The 18,839-nt window shown below is 43.0% G+C and carries 13 protein-coding genes; 10 read left to right on the forward strand and 3 right to left on the reverse strand.

From position 1 onward, the window contains the following. The first annotated feature begins 164 nt into the window (after nucleotides 1-164). Genes ACPYIV_RS17645 through ACPYIV_RS17655 form a run of 3 tightly spaced genes read left to right on the forward strand, consistent with a single transcriptional unit; the run spans nucleotide 165 to nucleotide 5,825 of the window. Nucleotides 165-3,107 carry an alpha-L-arabinofuranosidase C-terminal domain-containing protein gene (locus ACPYIV_RS17645; RefSeq protein WP_425884317.1) on the forward strand — a complete coding sequence of 981 codons (2,943 nt, stop codon included), beginning with the start codon at nucleotides 165-167 and terminating at the stop codon, nucleotides 3,105-3,107. 25 nt (nucleotides 3,108-3,132) lie between these two features. Next, nucleotides 3,133-5,367, forward strand: coding sequence for a DUF2339 domain-containing protein (locus ACPYIV_RS17650; RefSeq protein ID WP_425884319.1), 2,235 nt, complete (start codon nucleotides 3,133-3,135; stop codon nucleotides 5,365-5,367). A gap of 23 nt (nucleotides 5,368-5,390) precedes the next feature. Beyond that, nucleotides 5,391-5,825 (forward strand): DUF6078 family protein, encoded by a 435-nt coding sequence (locus tag ACPYIV_RS17655; RefSeq protein WP_293731900.1) that lies wholly within the window; start codon nucleotides 5,391-5,393, stop codon nucleotides 5,823-5,825. A 175-nt stretch (nucleotides 5,826-6,000) separates the two neighbouring features. Here ACPYIV_RS17655 and ACPYIV_RS17660 read toward each other — a convergent pair whose 3' ends face one another. Together ACPYIV_RS17660 and ACPYIV_RS17665 are read right to left on the reverse strand one after the other, a co-directional pair. After that, complete coding sequence (locus ACPYIV_RS17660) at nucleotides 6,001-6,417, reverse strand: DUF2442 domain-containing protein (RefSeq protein WP_217803122.1); 417 nt, start codon at nucleotides 6,415-6,417, stop codon at nucleotides 6,001-6,003. Between the two features lie 6 nt (nucleotides 6,418-6,423). Then, nucleotides 6,424-6,663: a DUF4160 domain-containing protein gene (locus ACPYIV_RS17665; RefSeq protein ID WP_195281533.1), complete on the reverse strand. Its 240-nt coding sequence runs from the start codon at nucleotides 6,661-6,663 to the stop codon at nucleotides 6,424-6,426. Nucleotides 6,664-7,157: 494 nt separating this feature from the next. On the opposite strand from ACPYIV_RS17665, the gene ACPYIV_RS17670 reads away from it, so the two are divergent. The 5 genes from ACPYIV_RS17670 to ACPYIV_RS17690 all read left to right on the forward strand — a co-directional run bounded on the left by ACPYIV_RS17670 (nucleotide 7,158) and on the right by ACPYIV_RS17690 (nucleotide 15,521). Next, the gene (locus tag ACPYIV_RS17670; protein ID WP_293731897.1) at nucleotides 7,158-7,727 is read left to right on the forward strand and encodes an RNA polymerase sigma-70 factor; all 570 of its coding nucleotides are present in this window, start codon (nucleotides 7,158-7,160) and stop codon (nucleotides 7,725-7,727) included. 68 nt (nucleotides 7,728-7,795) lie between these two features. Next, nucleotides 7,796-8,779 carry a FecR family protein gene (locus tag ACPYIV_RS17675; RefSeq protein WP_425884322.1) on the forward strand — a complete coding sequence of 328 codons (984 nt, stop codon included), beginning with the start codon at nucleotides 7,796-7,798 and terminating at the stop codon, nucleotides 8,777-8,779. 267 nt (nucleotides 8,780-9,046) lie between these two features. Further along, nucleotides 9,047-12,364, forward strand: coding sequence for a TonB-dependent receptor (locus tag ACPYIV_RS17680; RefSeq protein ID WP_425886533.1), 3,318 nt, complete (start codon nucleotides 9,047-9,049; stop codon nucleotides 12,362-12,364). Between the two features lie 10 nt (nucleotides 12,365-12,374). Next, on the forward strand, nucleotides 12,375-14,225 hold the full coding sequence (locus tag ACPYIV_RS17685; RefSeq protein ID WP_293731894.1) for a RagB/SusD family nutrient uptake outer membrane protein: 1,851 nt from the start codon (nucleotides 12,375-12,377) through the stop codon (nucleotides 14,223-14,225). 33 nt (nucleotides 14,226-14,258) lie between these two features. Further along, nucleotides 14,259-15,521, forward strand: a complete 1,263-nt coding sequence (locus ACPYIV_RS17690) for an acetylxylan esterase (protein ID WP_293731893.1) — start codon at nucleotides 14,259-14,261, stop codon at nucleotides 15,519-15,521. A 194-nt stretch (nucleotides 15,522-15,715) separates the two neighbouring features. Here ACPYIV_RS17690 and ACPYIV_RS17695 read toward each other — a convergent pair whose 3' ends face one another. Then, a complete protein-coding gene (locus tag ACPYIV_RS17695; protein ID WP_300761869.1) occupies nucleotides 15,716-17,002 on the reverse strand; it encodes a UDP-N-acetylmuramoyl-tripeptide--D-alanyl-D-alanine ligase in 1,287 nt (428 codons plus the stop codon). 93 nt (nucleotides 17,003-17,095) lie between these two features. On the opposite strand from ACPYIV_RS17695, the gene folP reads away from it, so the two are divergent. Together folP and cdaA are read left to right on the forward strand one after the other, a co-directional pair. Then, nucleotides 17,096-17,956 (forward strand): dihydropteroate synthase, encoded by an 861-nt coding sequence (gene folP, locus ACPYIV_RS17700; RefSeq protein ID WP_293739413.1) that lies wholly within the window; start codon nucleotides 17,096-17,098, stop codon nucleotides 17,954-17,956. Between the two features lie 4 nt (nucleotides 17,957-17,960). After that, nucleotides 17,961-18,746 (forward strand): diadenylate cyclase CdaA, encoded by a 786-nt coding sequence (cdaA, locus tag ACPYIV_RS17705; protein ID WP_293731890.1) that lies wholly within the window; start codon nucleotides 17,961-17,963, stop codon nucleotides 18,744-18,746. The last annotated feature ends 93 nt before the right edge of the window (nucleotides 18,747-18,839 follow it).

The following is an 18,839-nucleotide window of genomic DNA, read 5'->3' on the forward strand; positions in this document are numbered from 1 at the left end:
CGGACAAATGTACATAAAACAAATAGAAATGCTTAAAAATAGATTGTTAAAGCTCTTTCTCCACCATTTTGAACAATAAATAGTGTACATTCTTACACTTTTTATTTATTTTTGCCGGAGTGATAAGTTATTGATTTATGTAATACCTGAAAAGCAGACATCTTATGAGAAAACATCTTTCCTTCTTTATCTTGATCCTGTTCCTGTTGCCGGGAGTATTTTCGCTGGCAAAGACTTCGTCTTCTTCCGATATACGCTATCTGTTCGCCTATTTTACCGATAAGAATGAGAATCGCAACGGTATGCACCTGGCCTGGAGTGCGGATGGATATACCTGGACACCGATAGGGCCGGAACATAGTTTCCTAAAATGCGATTACGGAACGTGGTATGCCGATAAACGTATGCGCGATCCTTTTGTCATGAAGGGGCCGGACGGGCTTTGGCATTGCATCTGGACGCTGAACTGGGACGGGAATGCGATCGGATATGCCCACTCCGAAGACCTCGTGCACTGGTCGCGCCAGTCCTATCCGAAAGTGATGGAAGGATATGAAGTCCGGAACTGCTGGGCTCCCGAAATGATTTACGACGACGAGAACCGGCAATATGTGATCTTCTGGGCCAGTACGATCAAAGAGAACGGCGTGTGGAAGACCGAGCCGGGAGAGAAATACGACCATCGTATGTATTACACTACGACAAAAGATTTCAAAAACTTTTCCCCTGCAAAGATATTCTTTGATCCGGGACATAACGTGATCGACGTAACCATACAGAAAAAGGATGGCAAATACTATATGCTCTATAAAGACGAGCGTATCTGGCCAGAGGCCAAAAAAGAACTGTCGGTAGCCGTAAGCGACCACGCAACAGGCCCGTATCTGCCGACCGGAGACAAACCTTTTGCGACCGACTGGGTGGAAGGCCCCGCCGTCTGCCCGCTGTCCGATGGCAGCTATGTCGTTTATATGGACGCCTATACCCGTCACCGCTACGAAGCGAAGCGGACACGTGATTTCCGTACCTGGGAGGATGTGACGGAGCGTATTTCGATACCGAAAGATGCCAAACACGGTTCTATCATTACGGTCACCAAAGCGTTTGTCGACAATCTCCTCTCGGAAGTGGCTGCGGCCCAACAGCGCGAGAACCTGCGCAATGAGCGTCTCGCTTTGCCCGATTCCTTGAAAGAGGCGGTTCCCGTTGAGGCGGAAATTACCGTCGAGGGCGGTCAGGCGAAAAAGATCAGCGATCATCTGTTCGGCATCTTCTTTGAGGACCTGAATTATGCGGCCGACGGTGGTTTGTATGCCGAACTGGTCCAGAACCGCGATTTCGAGTATGATCCGGAAGATAAGACCGGCAATGATCCGGATTGGAACAGCCGCTATGCCTGGGAATTGAAATCATATAAGGCGGATGCACCGGCGGAAGCTGTGGTGTTGGAGATCGACACGGCAGCCCCTCTTCATCCCAACAATCCGCATTATGCCGTCCTCCGTGCCAAAGGTGCGGAGTTGGACTTGATCAACAGCGGTTTCGACGGTATCCGCATCCGGAAAGGGGAGAAATATGACCTCTCTTTTTTCTCCCGTATTCAGGGTAATAAGCAGGGAGCCTTGCAAATCCAGTTGAGGGACCGCTCCGGAAGACCGCTCGCGCAGGCAGCCGCTAAGGTTGCTCCCGGAGAATGGACGAAGCAACACCTCACGTTGCAGGCTGTGGAAGATGCAGACAGTGCTTGCCTGTCCATACAGACGGTGGCTCCCGGTGTCTATGCCTTAGACATGATCTCCCTTTTTCCGCAGAAAACATTCAAAAACCGTCCGAACGGTTTGCGTGCCGATCTGGCACAGGCAATAGCCGACCTGCACCCGCGCTTTATGCGCTTTCCCGGAGGTTGCCTGGCACACGGCGATGGCGTACATAATATTTATAATTGGAAAGAAACGATCGGCACGCTGGAAAGCCGGAAACCACAACGCAATCTGTGGGGATATCATCAGACAAAAGGGCTTGGATATTACGAGTTTTTCCAGTTCTGCGAAGATATCCAGGCAGAACCTGTTCCCGTTATCGCTGCGGGCGTATGTTGCCAGAACTCCCGTGGAGGCGGGCAGCAGGGAGTCGCGATGTGCGATATGGATGCTTTTATCCGGGATATACTGGATCTGGTGGAATATGCGAATGGAGATGCCTCCTCGAAGTGGGGTCGGATGCGTGCCGAAGCCGGCCATCCTGAACCTTTCCATCTGAAATATATCGGGATCGGAAACGAAGACCAGATAACGGATGCCTTCGAAGAACGTTTCACGATGATCTATAAGGCTCTGAAAGCAAAACACCCGGAAATAACCGTGATCGGTACGGCCGGACCGTTCAACGAAGGAACCGACTATGAGGAAGGTTGGGAGATCGTCGACAGATTGCAGGTCCCGATGGTCGACGAGCACTATTACCAGACACCCGGCTGGTTCTTGAACAACCAGCATTTCTATGATTCCTACGACCGCCAGGGCGCAAAAGTCTATTTAGGCGAATATGCCGCCCATCTTCCCGGCCGTCCGAATAACCTGGAAGTCGCTTTGGCGGAAGCGGCATATATGACTTCCCTCGAACGTAACGGGGATGTGGTCAGTATGGCGTCTTACGCTCCGCTCCTGGCAAAAGAAGGGCATACGCAATGGAACCCGGATCTGATCTATTTCAACAACCGGGAGGTGAAGCCGACCGTCAACTATTACGTTCAGCAGTTGTTCGGCCGGAATGCCGGCGACGAATACCTGCCGGGTACGGTCAAACTGTCCTTCCCGTCGGAAGATATCGCCAAACGTTTTCCCGTCTCTGCCGTGAAGGACTGCAAAACGGGCGACCTGATCCTGAAATTGGTGAATATCCTGCCTACAGCCACCCGGACGCAAGTTCGGCTGAATGGCGTCGAGGTCGGTAATACCCGTGCCGTGAAGACCGTTTTGTCCGGAGCGTTGGAGGATACGGATTTGAAGCCCCGGACCTCTGATTGTGAAGTCGGGCGTGAATTTACCTGCGAATTGCCGGCATATTCGCTTACCGTAATCAGAATCAAGATAAAATCCGTATATTAGTCGCTGTTAATTAAACAGCGACATTATGGAAACTGCATTTTTTGTACTGTTACTCCTTGTAGTGTGGATCAGCTTGTATAATCATATAAGCAAAGCTACTGCCAATATAGATTCTCTGAAAAAGGAGATCGCCAGCTTGCGGAAGCAATTGGAAAGCCGGGCGTCTCACATTCCGGTCTTGTCCGTAGAGGTAAGGCCGGATGAAGTGACTCCGGAACCGGAAGTGAAACTGCCGGAGCCGGAACCTCGGAAAGCTGCTGACATTATTCCGCAGGTTACTCCCAAAAAGAAACGTAAACCGGTTAATTACGAAAAGTTTATCGGAGAGAACCTGTTCGGTAAGATCGGAATCCTGATATTGGTTATCGGCATGGGATTGTTCGTGAAGTATGCGATCGACAAGGACTGGATCAACGAAGTTTTCCGAACCGTGCTCGGTTTCGTGGTCGGTGGCGGCCTGTTGCTGATCTCGCAGAAGTTGAAGAAAACCTACCGGGCGTTCAGTTCCCTGTTGGCGGGCGGCGCTTTTGCGATCTTCTATGTCACGGTCGCGATGGCCTATCATTATTACGGGTTGTTCAGCCAGGCGACCGCCTTTGTCATTTTAGTGGTGCTTACGGTCCTGATGTCCCTCCTGGCCGTCTTCTACAATCGGCGTGAATTGGCTATTATTGCGTTGGTCGGCGGGTTTATATCGCCTTTCCTCGTCAGTAACGGCATGGGAAGTTATTTAGTGCTGTTTGTCTATGTGACGATCCTGAACCTTGGGATGTTCGGTCTTTCCATTTATAAGAAATGGGGCGAGCTGCCGGTCGTCAGCTTTGTGGCGAGCTACCTGATCCTGTTTGGTTATTCGAGTGCGGGAGATCTGGACGTGGCCGGGTTTACACAATTGGTGCACCTGTTACTTTTCGCGACTTTGTTCTTCCTGATCTTCCTCCTGACGGTCGTGACGGTGATCCGCTCGGACAGCCGTAAAATCAACCAGTTGATGATGGCTGTCGTGGTACTGAATAATTTTCTTTACCTCTTTTTCTGTTTGTGGTTCCTGCGGGAGATGCAGCTCGAGCAGAATATAAAAGGGGCGTTCACTCTGTTCATCGCCCTGGTGAATGTCGCGATTGCCTTTATCATAAACCGGAGGAAAGTAGAAAAGAGCCTGCTCTACCCGGCATTGGTCGGGTTGGCACTCACCTTTGTTTCCATCACCATACCGATCCAGTTGGACGGAACCTTTATCACCCTGCTCTGGGCGTGTGAGATGGTGATCGTCCTGTGGCTTTTCATCAAATGGAGAATCCGGATATATGAATACTTTGTAGCGATCCTGTTTTTCCTGACGAATGTTTCCTATTGGATGGATATCGAAGCCTTGTTGGGCTCCGGCATAAGGCCGGCTTTGTTTGCAAACGGCACATTTGCCACCGGCGTATCTGTCGGCATAGCTTTTCTGCTGGTTGCCTGGTTCCTGTTCCGTGAGAAAGACTTGTTTGCCACAACTTCCGTCTGGAAATATTCGCCCTGCAATGCGATAACCCTTTTAGACGGAAGTGCAGTGCTTTATACGGCCTTTATGATCGAGTTCTCCCGGAATATCGACGACTGGTATCTGTCGCAAGGCTTAATGCTGGCGTTTACGGCGGCTACTTTGTTTATATTGCTTCTCGTTATGCGGAAGCGTTTTCCGGTGGAACGTTATTTCCGGTGGTATGCGTTCTCTCTGCTTATTCCGGTTTGCTGGTATATGTACGTTTTCCTGTCCGGCCACTATTTTCTGTGGACGGCTTTGCAAGCGCTCGGATGGCTGACGGTGGCCGTTATCGCGGCGCATATTTACTGGCTGGCAAAGGAATATTATGCCGTGTTCAATTTCCGCAGCAAGACGGCGAACCGGATGACGGTCTATATCAGCGTTCTTTCCACCGTCCTGTTAGCCCTTGCCGTACGAAGCCTGCTTTGCCAACTTTCGCTTTCCGATGAGACGAACGCCGGCTTCTCCATCTCCTTAGCAATAGCGGGATTTGTCGAAATGGCAACCGGTATGCGCTTGCATCTTAAATCATTGCGTATGGTGAGCCTGTCCACTTTCGGGATCGTCCTTCTCAAACTGGTCGCTGTCGATCTGTGGCTGCTGCCTACGATCGGGAAGATCATTATCTTTATTATCCTGGGTGTTATCCTGCTGCTCCTTTCGTTCCTGTATCAGAAATTGAAAAAGGTTCTGTTCGAAGAAGATCGGGGAGAGGAAAAAGAATTATAATACAACCTAAAATACAAATAGTTATGGAAAACGATTTTGATTACAAATTAGTCCCTTCCGGCTTTATCCATTGTTTCAACAGCCAATGTCCGCAGGCCGGCAGTTGCTTGAGGCAAGTGGCTGCCCGGTATAGTGTACATGCCGACCGGCATATCCGGATTGTGAACCCGGCTTATTTCCCTGTAGGGGATGCGACATGTCCGGACTTCAAGCCTGCGAAGAAAGTGCGCATTGCATGGGGTATTACGAACCTGCTAGAAAAAGTCCCTTATCGGACGGCACGGCATTTGCGGAAAATAATGATCTTCCACTTTACGAAAACGCTTTATTATCGTTACTATCGCAAAGAATATGGCATTCTGCCGGAAGCCCAGCTCTATATCCGGAAACTTTTCCGGCAGCATGGTGTCGAGGAGGAACCTGTGTTCGATTCTTATACGGAAGAATACGAATGGTGAAAAAAGCACTCTCCGCTTTACAAGCGGCTCTTGGAGTTTCAAGTAGTTTCAAATATTGGAACTTAAAGTTTCTGCATATGAAACAAAGGGTTTCTATGTATGAAACTCTTGGTTCCACTGCATGAAACTAAAAGTTCCATGAGATGAAACTTACCGTTAACAACTTGTCATAGGCTCAAGCAATGGAAATTTCCGATAACTCGCGCCCTATCATTCGAATTGTTTCCACTATATCCGAGAAACGCTGCTTGGAGGGCTTTTTTGTCCCGCTCACATATTGCGCAAACAGACTTTGAGATATTCCCAGCCTGCGTGCTATTGCGGCGGCGTTCAGTTCCGGATGGGCTGTAAACAAATCATATAAAGGACTGGACTTCTTTTCATGGAAGAATCCCTCAAAACTCAAGTCTTCATCCAGCTCCTCCCAACGAATGCCAAACTTATCAACAGTGAAATTGGTTCGTTGTTCCGGGGTAGCAAATTTCAAACGCTGATAATCTGCAAATTTTTCACATGCCTCTTTGCCGTCGGTCGTATGTATCCATACAGCCGTGTCGGTCAACCATACTTTGTCTACTGTCATGTCTTGCATACTGATTCATTTTGTCTTATTAAAGAATTTATTCCAATGTTCCGCGATTACTTCCTGGTTTTCTTCGATCACCGATTCTACAAGTTTTAGCTCTGAAGATTTTAATCCGTTATTTTTCACCAATGTGACCGGGAACAAAGTGAATTTCGCGCTTATGTCTCCTTTTGTCACATGGACATGAATGGGTTCATGGTCATTTGCATAAAACATGAAACGGAAACCGAACAAAATAAATATCGTGGGCATAATCATCTTTTGTATTGTTATATCACAAATGTCGGTAATTATTTAATTACCTGCAAATATATAAAGGTGAAAAATATGCATCCGGCTGACGCAACTCCTTTATTTTGCCGAGAGGCTGACTTATTGTAAAACCATCAAAAAAGTCATGTACAGCTATCGACTAAAAAATTAGATGCGTGTGTCCTGAATATGGAATACAGTTCACTTGTTTAACCAATAACTATTACTATATTTGCATTGTGCAAATAGCACAATTGCGTTGTTTAACTGATTCTTTCAAATAAAAATCTGGAAAATTTGAAAGGGAAAGAATAAGTTAACGTATCCCGCATCGTATCCGTAAATATGGTGTGGGAGTATGTTGCTTATTTACTCCCGAAGGTTTTCCAGAGCCCTATTTGATAGATAAGTCACAGCTCTCACACTTCATATATAATTTAAAGATTAGAGTTTGGAGATCGAGAACGCCGTGATTTCATTCACACAAAAAAAAGATGCTGGCTGAAAAGAAAATACTATCTGACCATTTTGAAGAAATATATGTCTCATGGTTTTCACGGATGAAATATTTCGCCCTGGAGTATGTCGTGTCGGAAGAAGACGCGGAAAACATTGTCCAGGATGTATTTACCGAACTGTGGGAACGGAAAGAAATTCTGGCCTATGATGTGAATTTGGTCGCCCTGCTCTTTACCTCGATCAAGAACCGTTGTATCGATCTCTTACGTCACCGCATTGTCGTGAAGGAAGCTGTCAACCTGATGCAAGAAGAATATCAGGCTACTTTGCGGATGAAACTTGCCTCCCTGGAATTATTCGACCAGTCCATACTCTCCGAGCAGGATATCGAACGGATCATTACTGAAGTTATAGATTCTTTGCCTGAAAAATGCCGGGAAATCTTTGTCAAAAGCAAAATAGAAGGAAAAAAGCAGAAAGATATAGCAATCGAATTGAATATTTCCCTGAAAACCGTTGAAAACCAAATGGCTATCGCATATAAGAAAATTAAAGGCGAATTGAAAGACTACCTTCCCTTATTACTATTTTTGCTTGCTAATTAAAAAAATCTGTTTATTCTTTTGGGGGTTTTGGTCTCCTGATCCGTTTATTAAGAACAAAAGCGGAAAATATGAACGAACGGATACATAAATACTTTTATGAGGAACTTTCCACGGAAGAGCGACTATCCTTGTTGCGCGATGTCGAGGCGAGTGAAGAACTCAAAAAAGAATTTGCTGAATATCAAAATCTATATGCCTTGTTGAACTTAGGACATCAGGTGCAGGATAAAACAATCGGCAAACGGAAATACGACCGCTTTATTTTGCAGAAGCAGCATACCGTGCTGTGGAAGTGTTGGACACGCCGGATTGGGTATGCGGCTGCCATTCTCTTTTTAGTCGTTTCTACAGGTTTATTGACTTATTGGTACGCGCAGACTGAACAGCCGGAGTATTTATCGGAGAATGTGATGAATACTTTGTACACACCTGCCGGGCAGCGGGCGCAATTAGTCTTGCAGGACGGAACGGAAGTCTGGCTGAATGCAAAATCGAAGCTGACTTATCCGGCTCATTTTACCGGTGATAGGAGGAATGTTACGATCGAGGGTGAAGCCTTCTTTAAAGTTGCGAAAGATCCTTCCAGGCCTTTTATCGTTTCTGCGCATGATGTCGATATGAAAGTTTTAGGAACCCAGTTTAATGTGTGCAGTTATCCTGTGACCGGATATGTACAAACGAGTTTGTTGGAAGGTTCCGTACGTGTCTTTTTGCGGGACAAGGAAAATGAAGGAGTTATCTTGGAACCGGATCAGCAGGTGACGGTCTCGAATGGGAAGATGAAAGTTGAACCGATTCGCCTGAAAGCCCATTTCTTGTGGCGTGACGGTATCTATGCCTTTGAGAATGAACCATTGATCAACATTCTGGAAAAGATGGAACTTTACTATGACGTAAAGATTATAGTGAAAGACACATCCTTATTCAAGGATACTTATACGGGAAAATTCAGGCAGCGCGACAGCCTTGACGATGTTTTCCGCGTATTACAGCAAATCCGCAAATTCAAAGTAGAGAAAGACACAGAGCGGAACATAGTGACCTTAAAATAACAACATGTCAAACATAAAAACGTATAGCCTATGATGAAAGAACAGTAGAAAAGAAAACAAAAGCGGCAGAAGCTACCAACAACTGCCGCCAGAGTTAAAGCAAACACAAGTCGTAATTTTTTAGTATTCACTTTAAAACATTAGAACAAAGATATGAAAAGAAAAACTTTGTTATGGCCTTTTATTATACATAATAATTGCATTAAATATTTTTTTAGGATTATGAGAATATCGCTTTTCCTATTGTTTATATGCGTATGTCAATTGATGGCTGTAGATGCCGGGGCACAAAATGCGGAAATCACACTCAGACAGAATAGTATGACAATAAAACAGCTGATCAAGGAGATCGAGGCACAAACGGATTACCTGATTGTGTTCCGGGATCAGGATGTGGATGTTGACAGGATTGTTTCTTTCCAAGAAAAAACGGCTACAGTCGTCGACTATCTGGAGATGATTGCTAAAAATACTGGAGTTGGCTATAAGTTAGAGAATAACTATATTACGTTACTCCCTGCCTCTAAGTGGGCCAACCAAGAGAAAAAGAAGAAAGTGAGCGGACAGATAGTCGATGCATCTGGTTTAGCTGTTATAGGAGCAAATGTTGTAGAAAAGGGAACGACGAATGGTACGATAACAGATGTGGATGGAAATTTTTCATTGGAAGTCAGCGAAAATGGCACGTTGATCATAAGTTATATCGGCTATATCCCACAAGAAGTTACTGTTGCAAACAAGTCAAGTTTCAATATCAAGCTGAAAGAAGATACGGAGGTCTTAGATGAGGTAGTGGTGGTCGGATATGGAACAGCCAAAAAGAAAGACCTTACAGGAGCTGTTTCCAGCGTTAAAGCCGAGAAATTATCGGCTCAAGCACCTCGAAATGTACAAGATATTTTACGCTCAAATGCGGCTGGTCTGAATATTGGTATCGCAACTGATGCTAAAGCAGAAGCAGACTTGGCTGTTCGTGGTAAAGGTACTTTGTCAGCAGGTAGTTCGCCTCTTATTGTTTTGGATGGAGTGATTTATGAGGGGAATTTGTCTGATATAACACCCGAAGATATAGCAAGTCTGGATGTCTTGAAAGATGCGAGTTCTGCTGCTGTGTATGGGGCAAAAGCTGCAAATGGAGTTATTGCGATTACAACGAAAAAAGGAGCTCAAGGGAAGCCTGTGATTAATTTCAATGCAAATATCTCTTTTGCAAAATCTGCCAATCAGCCTAAAATATTGGATGCTGATGGATTCTTAAAATTTAGGCAGGACTATAATGAAGGGAGAAACTCGGATGAATATTTGGCGAAATACCCTCAAATATTTGTAAATCCATTCAATTTGCAAGGTGTAGACCCGCTTGTATGGTATAATTATGACCAGAGTATACCCGCTACATCTGTCACTGATAAACAATTAGAGACTCAATGGCTGTCTCGTCTGAATTTATTGACCCCTGAAATTGATAATTATTTTGCGGGTAGAATCACAAAATGGGATGATCTTGTATTTCAAACGGGACTACAACAGGATTATACAGTTAGCGTTTCGAATGCAACAGAAAAGACATCGCAATATTATTCATTAAACTGGGCAGATAGGGATGGCATTATTACCGGAGATAAATATACAAACTTTAGAGCAAGAATGAATGTGAAAACAGAAATCACGTCATTTCTTGCAGTAGGTATGAATACTCAATTTTCATCTCGAAATGAAGGTTTTTTGAAGAGTCTTTGGGAACAAATGACCATGATTTCACCTTATGGAGCAAATGAAGTGGATAATTTGGAAAGCCCTTATAGACGAAATCCGACTGGGATGGATCCTGTCAACCCTTTTTATGATAATATGTATACAGAAAGGAAAGATTTGTATCAAAATCTAAATGCAAAATTATATGCAGAAGTGAAACTACCATTCGGTATTGAATATAGTTTGAACTTTACACCTTATTATAGTTGGCATGATTATTATAACCATTATTCATCTGAGGGAGAAAAGTGGGAAGCCATCGGGGGAGCTTCGGTTAGAACAAACACCAAGCAGTTCAGTTGGCAAATAGATAATATAATTCGTTGGAAAAGAGAATTTGCTCAGAAGCATAAAATAGAAGTCACATTGTTAGCTAATGCAGAAAAATCTCAACATTGGTCCACTACAGCAGAGGCTCAAGGATATACGCCTAATGATGTTTTAGGGTATCATCAATTACAATCGGGATCAGTACAAAAAGTTTCAAGTGACGATACTTATCAAACAGGAGACGCTTTAATGGCTCGTCTATTTTATTCGTTTAATAACAAATATATGTTGACAACTTCTATCCGACGTGATGGATATTCAGCATTTGGAAAGAAAAATCCTCGAGCTACATTCCCTTCTGTCGCTTTAGGATGGGTTTTTACTCAAGAACAGTTTATGCAGCAAACAAACTCTTGGCTTAATTATGCAAAATTGAGACTTTCTTGGGGAGAAAATGGAAATCGAGATATTGGTCAGTATGCTGCATTGGCTCAAATGAATTCAAGTTTGAGACCTTATATTGACCAGACAGGAAATATCTATACAATTTCTCAGATGTTTGTAAATACGATGGCAAACCATAATTTAAAATGGGAGAGGACAGCTGCGTTTAACTTTGGTTTGGATTTTTCATTGTTTAATGAATTGTTGAGTGGGTCCATTGAAACTTATGTATCTAAAACCAATGATTTGTTGGTAAAACGGGCATTACCCGATGTTACCGGATTTAATAGTGTAACAGCCAATTTGGGCCAGTTACAGAATAAAGGATTTGAATTGACATTGAATGCAAACATCATTCGCACAAATGATTTTAAGTGGTTTGCTTCTGGTAATTTTTCTCTAAATAGAAGAAAAATAAATAGCCTTTACGGTGATATGGTCGATGTCTTGGATGAGAATGGAAATGTTACTGGGCAAAGAGAATCGGATGATGAAACTAATAAATGGTTTATAGGTCAAGATCCGGATCGTATTTGGGATTATGAGAGAGTGGGAGTTTGGCAGAAAGATGAACGTGAGGAAGCTGCAGTTTATGGATGTCAACCTGGTGATTTTAAGTATATCGATCAAAATGGAGACGGTATTATGAATAATAAGGATAAAGTTTTCCAAGGATATACAACTCCTCGTTTTCGTTGGACTTTGAGGAATGAATGGACTTACAAAAATCTTTCATTATCGGCTGTTTTATATTCCTATTTAGGATATTATGGTGCTTTTCAAAGGGCAGCCAATAATTATTCATTTCCTGACAGAACATCGGACTATGATTTTCCAAGATGGACGACAACAAATCCGATAAATGATTATGCACGCATTGGCTCAAAAAATATAGGAACTAATTATGTAAGCAAGTCATTTGTACGTTTGGAAAATGTGACGCTATCTTATCATTTTCCGAAAGAATGGATAAATAAATTTGCAATACAGTCTCTCCGCTTGTCCGGTAGTATTCAGAATGCAGCCGTTTTTGCTCCTCATTGGAATTTTTGGGATCCAGAAAGTGGCTCTGTTACTCCTCGTACGTTTAATTTAGGTATTAATGTAACTTTGTAAAAATTAGATTATGAAAAATAAGAATATATATATATGCGTTGTTGTAGCTTTTTTATCGCTCAATTCTTGTGCGGATAGTTGGTTAGAACCTAAACCATTATCTTTTCATACTCCAGAAGATACTTATGTTGGAGCCGATGGTTTTGAGGCTACTTTGTCCGCATGCGAAGCTGAAATGCATGACGAGTATAATGGAGATGGATGTGCTATTCTTACAGAGATGATACAATCGGATATTTGTGTTGAAGGTACTACTGATAAAGCTGGACCTCAGATGGATATGGATAAATCTCTATTACCCGATATGCCTTTGAATAATATGGATTATACTCGTGTCGGATGGTATTGGACGCATGGTTACAAAGCTATTAAATCTGCAAATATAATAATTGCTCGTATCAACGAAGGGAAGTTCGCAAATGAAGAAGAGAAAAATCGGATATTGGGGCAAGCTTATTTCCATAGAGCTTATTGGTATTATAAATTGGTACATCAATTTGGAGATGTACCTTGGTTAGATTATGAATTGGCAGAGCCTAAAACAGATTTTTATTCTTATGACAGGTGGAGTATTTTGGAAGAATTAAAACGAAATTTGGAGTACTCTTATCAGAATGTACCTGACAATGTTAATCGTGGTAAGGTTTCAAAAAGTGCCTGTGGGGTTTTGCTGATGAAAATAAATATGTGTTTGGGGCATTTTGACGAAGCGATACAAATCGGACAATCTATAGTAGCTGAACACCCTTTAATAACAACTCGTTTTACTTCAAATCAGAATAAACCTAAAACGAATTTAATGCATGATCTGCATAGTGTTGAGGCAAAAATGGATATATCGAATACCGAGGGATTGATGTATATTGTATCTTACCCTAATGCTCAAGGTTCCGTAAGATCTCAATTGATGAGAAATACAATTCCGCGCGTAGTCGGAGTTACAACTCCGGATGGAATGTCTGGAATTGTTTATACGAATAATGTAGAATCTCAATATGAAATTAATAAAACGTATGGAAGAGGAATTGGGAGAGCTCGTTGTACTAATTATTATCAGTACACTATATGGACGGAAAAGGAAAGAAACGATTTAAGAGGTGTTTATAATCGTGATAGTTGGGTAAGTCCATCTGACTTGTATTATAATGATCCAACGTTAAAAACAAGTGGAAATATTTATTATGGTACACATTTGGTGAAAAATCCAGCAATGTCTGTAGAAGATTCTATTAGAGCTTGGTATCAATGGCCCCATTATAAGTTATATGTTCCGGATCCGCTTTCTTCAAGTTGGTATTGGGGAGGTGAAACTCCTATGTACATTTATCGCTCAGCAGAAGTTTATCTATTAATGGCGGAAGCGTATTATTGGAAAGAGCAACCGGCTAAAGTGGCGGAAATGTTGAATGTTGTCCGTAATCGAGCTGGAGCAGAATCTTTGACTGCTTCAGATATTAATATTGGTTCAATTTTAGATGAACGGGCGCGTGAACTATATTATGAAGAAAATAGACATGTGGAAATTACTCGTATAGCTTTTACTTATGCTCATACAGGTAAAAATTGTGAATATTTTGGAAGAAGCTATAGCCTTGATAATATATCAGGGCCTGGAGGTGCTGGCTCTAATATTAAACAAGAGGGAATCAATTTTTGGTATGATTGGGTAAATGCGAAGAATAATTTTTATAATAAAGGTATCAAGCATCGTTGGGCTGAATATAAAATCAGTGTCCATCATCTGTTATGGCCAGTTCCTGCATCAGCTATTAACGCGAATACGAAAGGGGTTATAAACCAAAATATCGGTTATCCTGGTGCAGAGAAAAATGTAGAACCGCTTAAAGTTGGTCAATTATAATAAATGGATGTCTTATTAAAAATAGAATAACTCATGAGATCATTTTTTTATATATTATTTCTTTCCTTGATTTATAATTTCGCTTGTGGTCAAGCGATCATAAAAGGAATAAACTATGATGAGAGTAAAGTGCCTGATTTTGTGCTGCCGAATCCTCTCATTTGTAATGATGGACAGCAAGTAACCACTGCGGACGAATGGGAGAAAATAAGAAGGCCGGAAATTTTAGAGATATTTATGTCTAAGGTCTATGGACGGACGCCGGCTGATAAAATCGATGTGTCTTATACCTTATTGGCTTGTGATCCTAAAGCAATGAATGGTAAAGCAACTTGTAAACAAATATTGTTTACTTTTACAAATGGGAAAAAAACTATAGATGCAATTTTATTATTATATATTCCTAACCATGTAAAGGGAAGAGTACCTGTGTTTGTTGGATATAATTTTATGGGGAATCAAACGACAACATTAGAACCATCAATTTACTATTCTCCAGGATTAAGATTTGTACATGGTAAGGATAGCCCTGTATGGAAAAGGGGGGCACAGAAAAACCGTTGGTGTTATGATAAAATAATAGAACGTGGATATGCCGTAGCAACTATGTGTTATCATGATATCTACCCGGATCGTGCTGAGTTGAGAGATTATAGTGTAGCCTCTCTTTTCCCTGATTATATATCTGGATCCAAAAATCATGATGAATGGGAAGCAATTGGAGTTTGGGCTTGGGGATCAAGTCGTATAGTGGATTATTTGGAACGTGAGGAAAGAATAGATATGAGTAAAATTGCAATAATGGGACATTCTAGGCAGGGGAAAGCTGCACTCTGGTCTGGAGCCCAGGATTCACGTTTCAAAGTAGTCATATCAAATGATTCTGGCTGTGGGGGAGCCGCCTTGTCTAAAAGGGTTTATGGGGAAAATATTGCTCGCATAACAACTGTTCTTTCTCATTGGTTTTGTCCTGCATTTAGTCAATATGCAGGTAATGAAGAGAATTTGCCTTTTGATCAGCATGAGATGCTGGCTTTAATAGCACCGCGTCATCTTTATGTAGCGAGTGCAGAAGGTGATCTTTGGGCTGATCCTAAAGGTGAATATTTGTCTGCATATCATACAAATAAGGTTTATAAATTATACAAAATGAAAGGGCTGGAGTCGCCTGTCCCTCCGGCTGTTCATCAACCAATTATGAATGATGTAGGTTATCATATACGGGCTGGTAAGCATGATGTGACGGACTACGATTGGGAGTGTTTTATGAATTTCTGTGATTTGCATTTTAAGTAAATAGGAGTTCTGGTAAATATAAGTAATAAGAATATTGGATTTTGATCCCCAAAGAATCATATTCGATATTGTATTTATTCATTATTCAGTAAAGCTTTTCAAGAACTTGAGATACCTCTAAGAAATAGCACAATGTAAAAGGTTTGTGCCAGTTTCTTAGGGGTATTTATTCTCCAAAAAAGAAAAGGAAGAAGTCATAAAACCTCTACCACCCTCTCCAGCGCCATCCCATGCGACCCCTTTATCAACACATGAAACCCTTTCAGCGGATTCTTGCGTAAGGCTTCGATCAATTCCTCTGTTGTAGCAAACGTAGCAAAATCTTTTCCGGCTGCTTTTAGGAAATGTTCTCCGCACAGGAATACTTTGTCGTAGTTGCCTTCCTTGATTCGGGCAATGACTTCGGCATGAAGTTCGTCGCTTGTTGGGCCTAATTCTCGCATATCGCCTAGGATAAGAGCTTTGGGTGAGACAGGCATTGTGGCGAAATTGTCTAAGGCGACTTTCATGCTGCTTGGATTGGCATTATAGGCGTCGATGATCAGTTCGTTTTTTTCTGTCTTTTTCAGTTGCGAACGATTGTTTGTCGGTTCATAAGCGGCAATGGCACGGCTGATGCGTTCAGCAGGAATTTTAAAGAAACGGCCTACGGCAACGGCAGCCAAAGCATTGTCCAGATTGTAATTGCCGATCAGACGGGTTTCCACCGTATGGATCTTACCTTGCTGCTTCCATTCGAAAGTCAGGTAAGGATTGCTGCTGACAACACATCCCCAGGCAAAAGCCGTTTCATCGGAACCGTATGTAACCTGCTCGATTCCTTTGGCAATGTCTGTTAGATATTTATTATCCTGATTGATGAATATTTTACCTTTCGTACGGCGCATATAGTCGTATAATTCACCTTTTGTTTTGATCACGCCCTCGAAAGATCCGAAACCTTCCAGATGGGCACGTCCGACATTGGTGATAATCCCGTAGTTCGGCTGTGCGATGTCGACCAACTCTTTGATATCGCCCGGATGGCTGGCTCCCATTTCGATCACAGCCATTTCGTGGTCGTGCGTCAGGCGAAGCAAGGTGAGAGGCACACCGATATGGTTGTTCAGGTTGCCTTCGGTGTAGAGGAGGTTGTATTTGGTAGACAGGACGGCGGCCAACAGTTCCTTCGTCGTTGTCTTTCCGTTTGTTCCGGTGATACCGATAATCGGACAGCCGATCACTTTACGGTGGCGGTGCGCCAATTGCTGTAAGGTCGTCAGCACGTCGTCCACGAGGATCGTACGTTCACCGGTAAAATAATCCGGATTATCGATTACAGCATATACGCAACCGGAAGCCAGTGCTTTCTCTGCATATTGGTTCCCGTCAAATTTCTCCCCTTTCAGTGCAAAGAAAATCGAACCGCGTGGACAGTTACGGCTGTCGGTTGTTACTTTCGGATTGTGTATAAACAATTCATATAGTTCAGGAATAGTCATAATTTCTCCTTTATAAATTCTATGATAGTTATTTCGCGCAAATGTAGTGATTTAATGTATTTACCTTTATCTTTGTCGGAAAGAAAAATAAGAATGTTACATAAAACGCTCAATATTAGAGGGACGCTTACCTCGCTCGATACTCCGCTGGTAATGGGAATTTTGAATGTCACTCCCGATTCTTTTTATGCCGACAGCCGGAAACAGACGGAAGCTGCTGTTGAAGAACGTATACAGGCGATTTTGTCCGAAGGAGGGCAGATCATTGATCTTGGAGGCTACTCTTCCCGACCCGATGCCGTCGAAGTCTCACCGGAAGAGGAGATGGAACGTCTGGCTTTTGCCTTGAAGATACTAAATGCACATTATCCGGATGTAGCCCTGTCTGTCGATACTTTCCGGGCGGATGTGGCCCGTCGTTGTGTCGAAGAATACGGTGCGGCAATAATCAATGATATTTCGGGTGGTGAATTGGATGCGGAAATGTTTGAGACGGTTGCCCGTTTGCATGTACCTTATATAATGATGCATATGCGCGGAACTCCCCAGACGATGCAGCAGCATACGGATTATGAGGATATGATGGAGGATATTATGTTGTATTTCGCCAGGAAAGTCCGGCAGCTTCGTTTATTAGGAGTGAACGATATTATACTGGACCCCGGTTTCGGTTTCAGCAAGACGGTGGATCAGAATTATACATTGATGAGCCATTTGTGCGAGTTCAAAGAATTTGGTTTGCCTCTGCTCGTCGGTGTTTCCCGTAAGAGCATGATTTATAAATACTTGGGAGGAACACCTGCCGACAGCCTGAACGGGACGACCGTCCTGAACACGATCGCTTTGTTGAATGGGGCGGATATCCTTCGTGTCCACGACGTAAAAGCCGCAGTAGAAGCAGTCAAACTCGTCTCAAAAACTTTCAACTTTCAACTTTCAACTTTCAACTGTTAATATTATGTGGATGAATTTCGGAATAAAAGACCTGATTGATGTCTTATTGGTAGCCTTCTTCCTGTATCAGACGTATAAGCTGATGAAGAATTCCGGTACGTTGGCTATCTTTAGCGGGGTTGTGTCGTTTATCATTGTCTGGATTCTGGTTTCCCAGGTGTTGGAGATGCGCTTGATGGGGGCGATACTCGACAAGTTTATCAGTGTCGGTTTCCTTGTGCTGGTGATTTTGTTTCAGGATGAGATACGCCGTTTTCTGGTGGCGCTCGGTTCGCACAGGGGATGGAAATTCCTCGGAAAGATATTTTCGAAGAAGAACCACGACAAGGAGAACGAAGGGAAGTTTATTGCCCCGGTTGTCCTGGCTTGTATGAATATGGCGAAGAAAAAGACCGGTGCACTGATCTGTATCCAGCAAGATGTCGATCTGACCGTTTATGAGCATACCGGTGAAATGTTTAATGCTGATGTCAATGCCCGTCTGATCGAGAATATCTTCTTTAAGAACAGCCCTTTGCATGATGGAGCCATGATTATTGCAGACAATCGCATCAAGGCTGCCGGCTGTATTCTTCCGGTTGCCCAGAACGCCAGTCTGCCGAAAGATATGGGGTTGCGTCATCGTTCAGGTCTGGGAATGTCGCTCGAGACGGATGCGCTGGTAATCATCGTTTCGGAAGAACGCGGGAAGATATCGGTCGCTCATAATGGCAAGTTGGAGGTGAACGTTACGGCAGAAGATTTGCAACAAATCTTGTCAGGGGAGAAGGAAGTAACAAATTATTGTTAAATGTTCTGAAACTGACAGGTCTGCATGTAAATCTTTTACCGATTTTGCAAACTCTATATTGCATTTTGCCTACTTTTGTACCCGATTATCGTG

Origin of the sequence: Parabacteroides vesiculifaciens (genome assembly GCF_049860805.1) — a bacterium.
Taxonomy (GTDB): Bacteria; Bacteroidota; Bacteroidia; order Bacteroidales; family Tannerellaceae; genus Parabacteroides.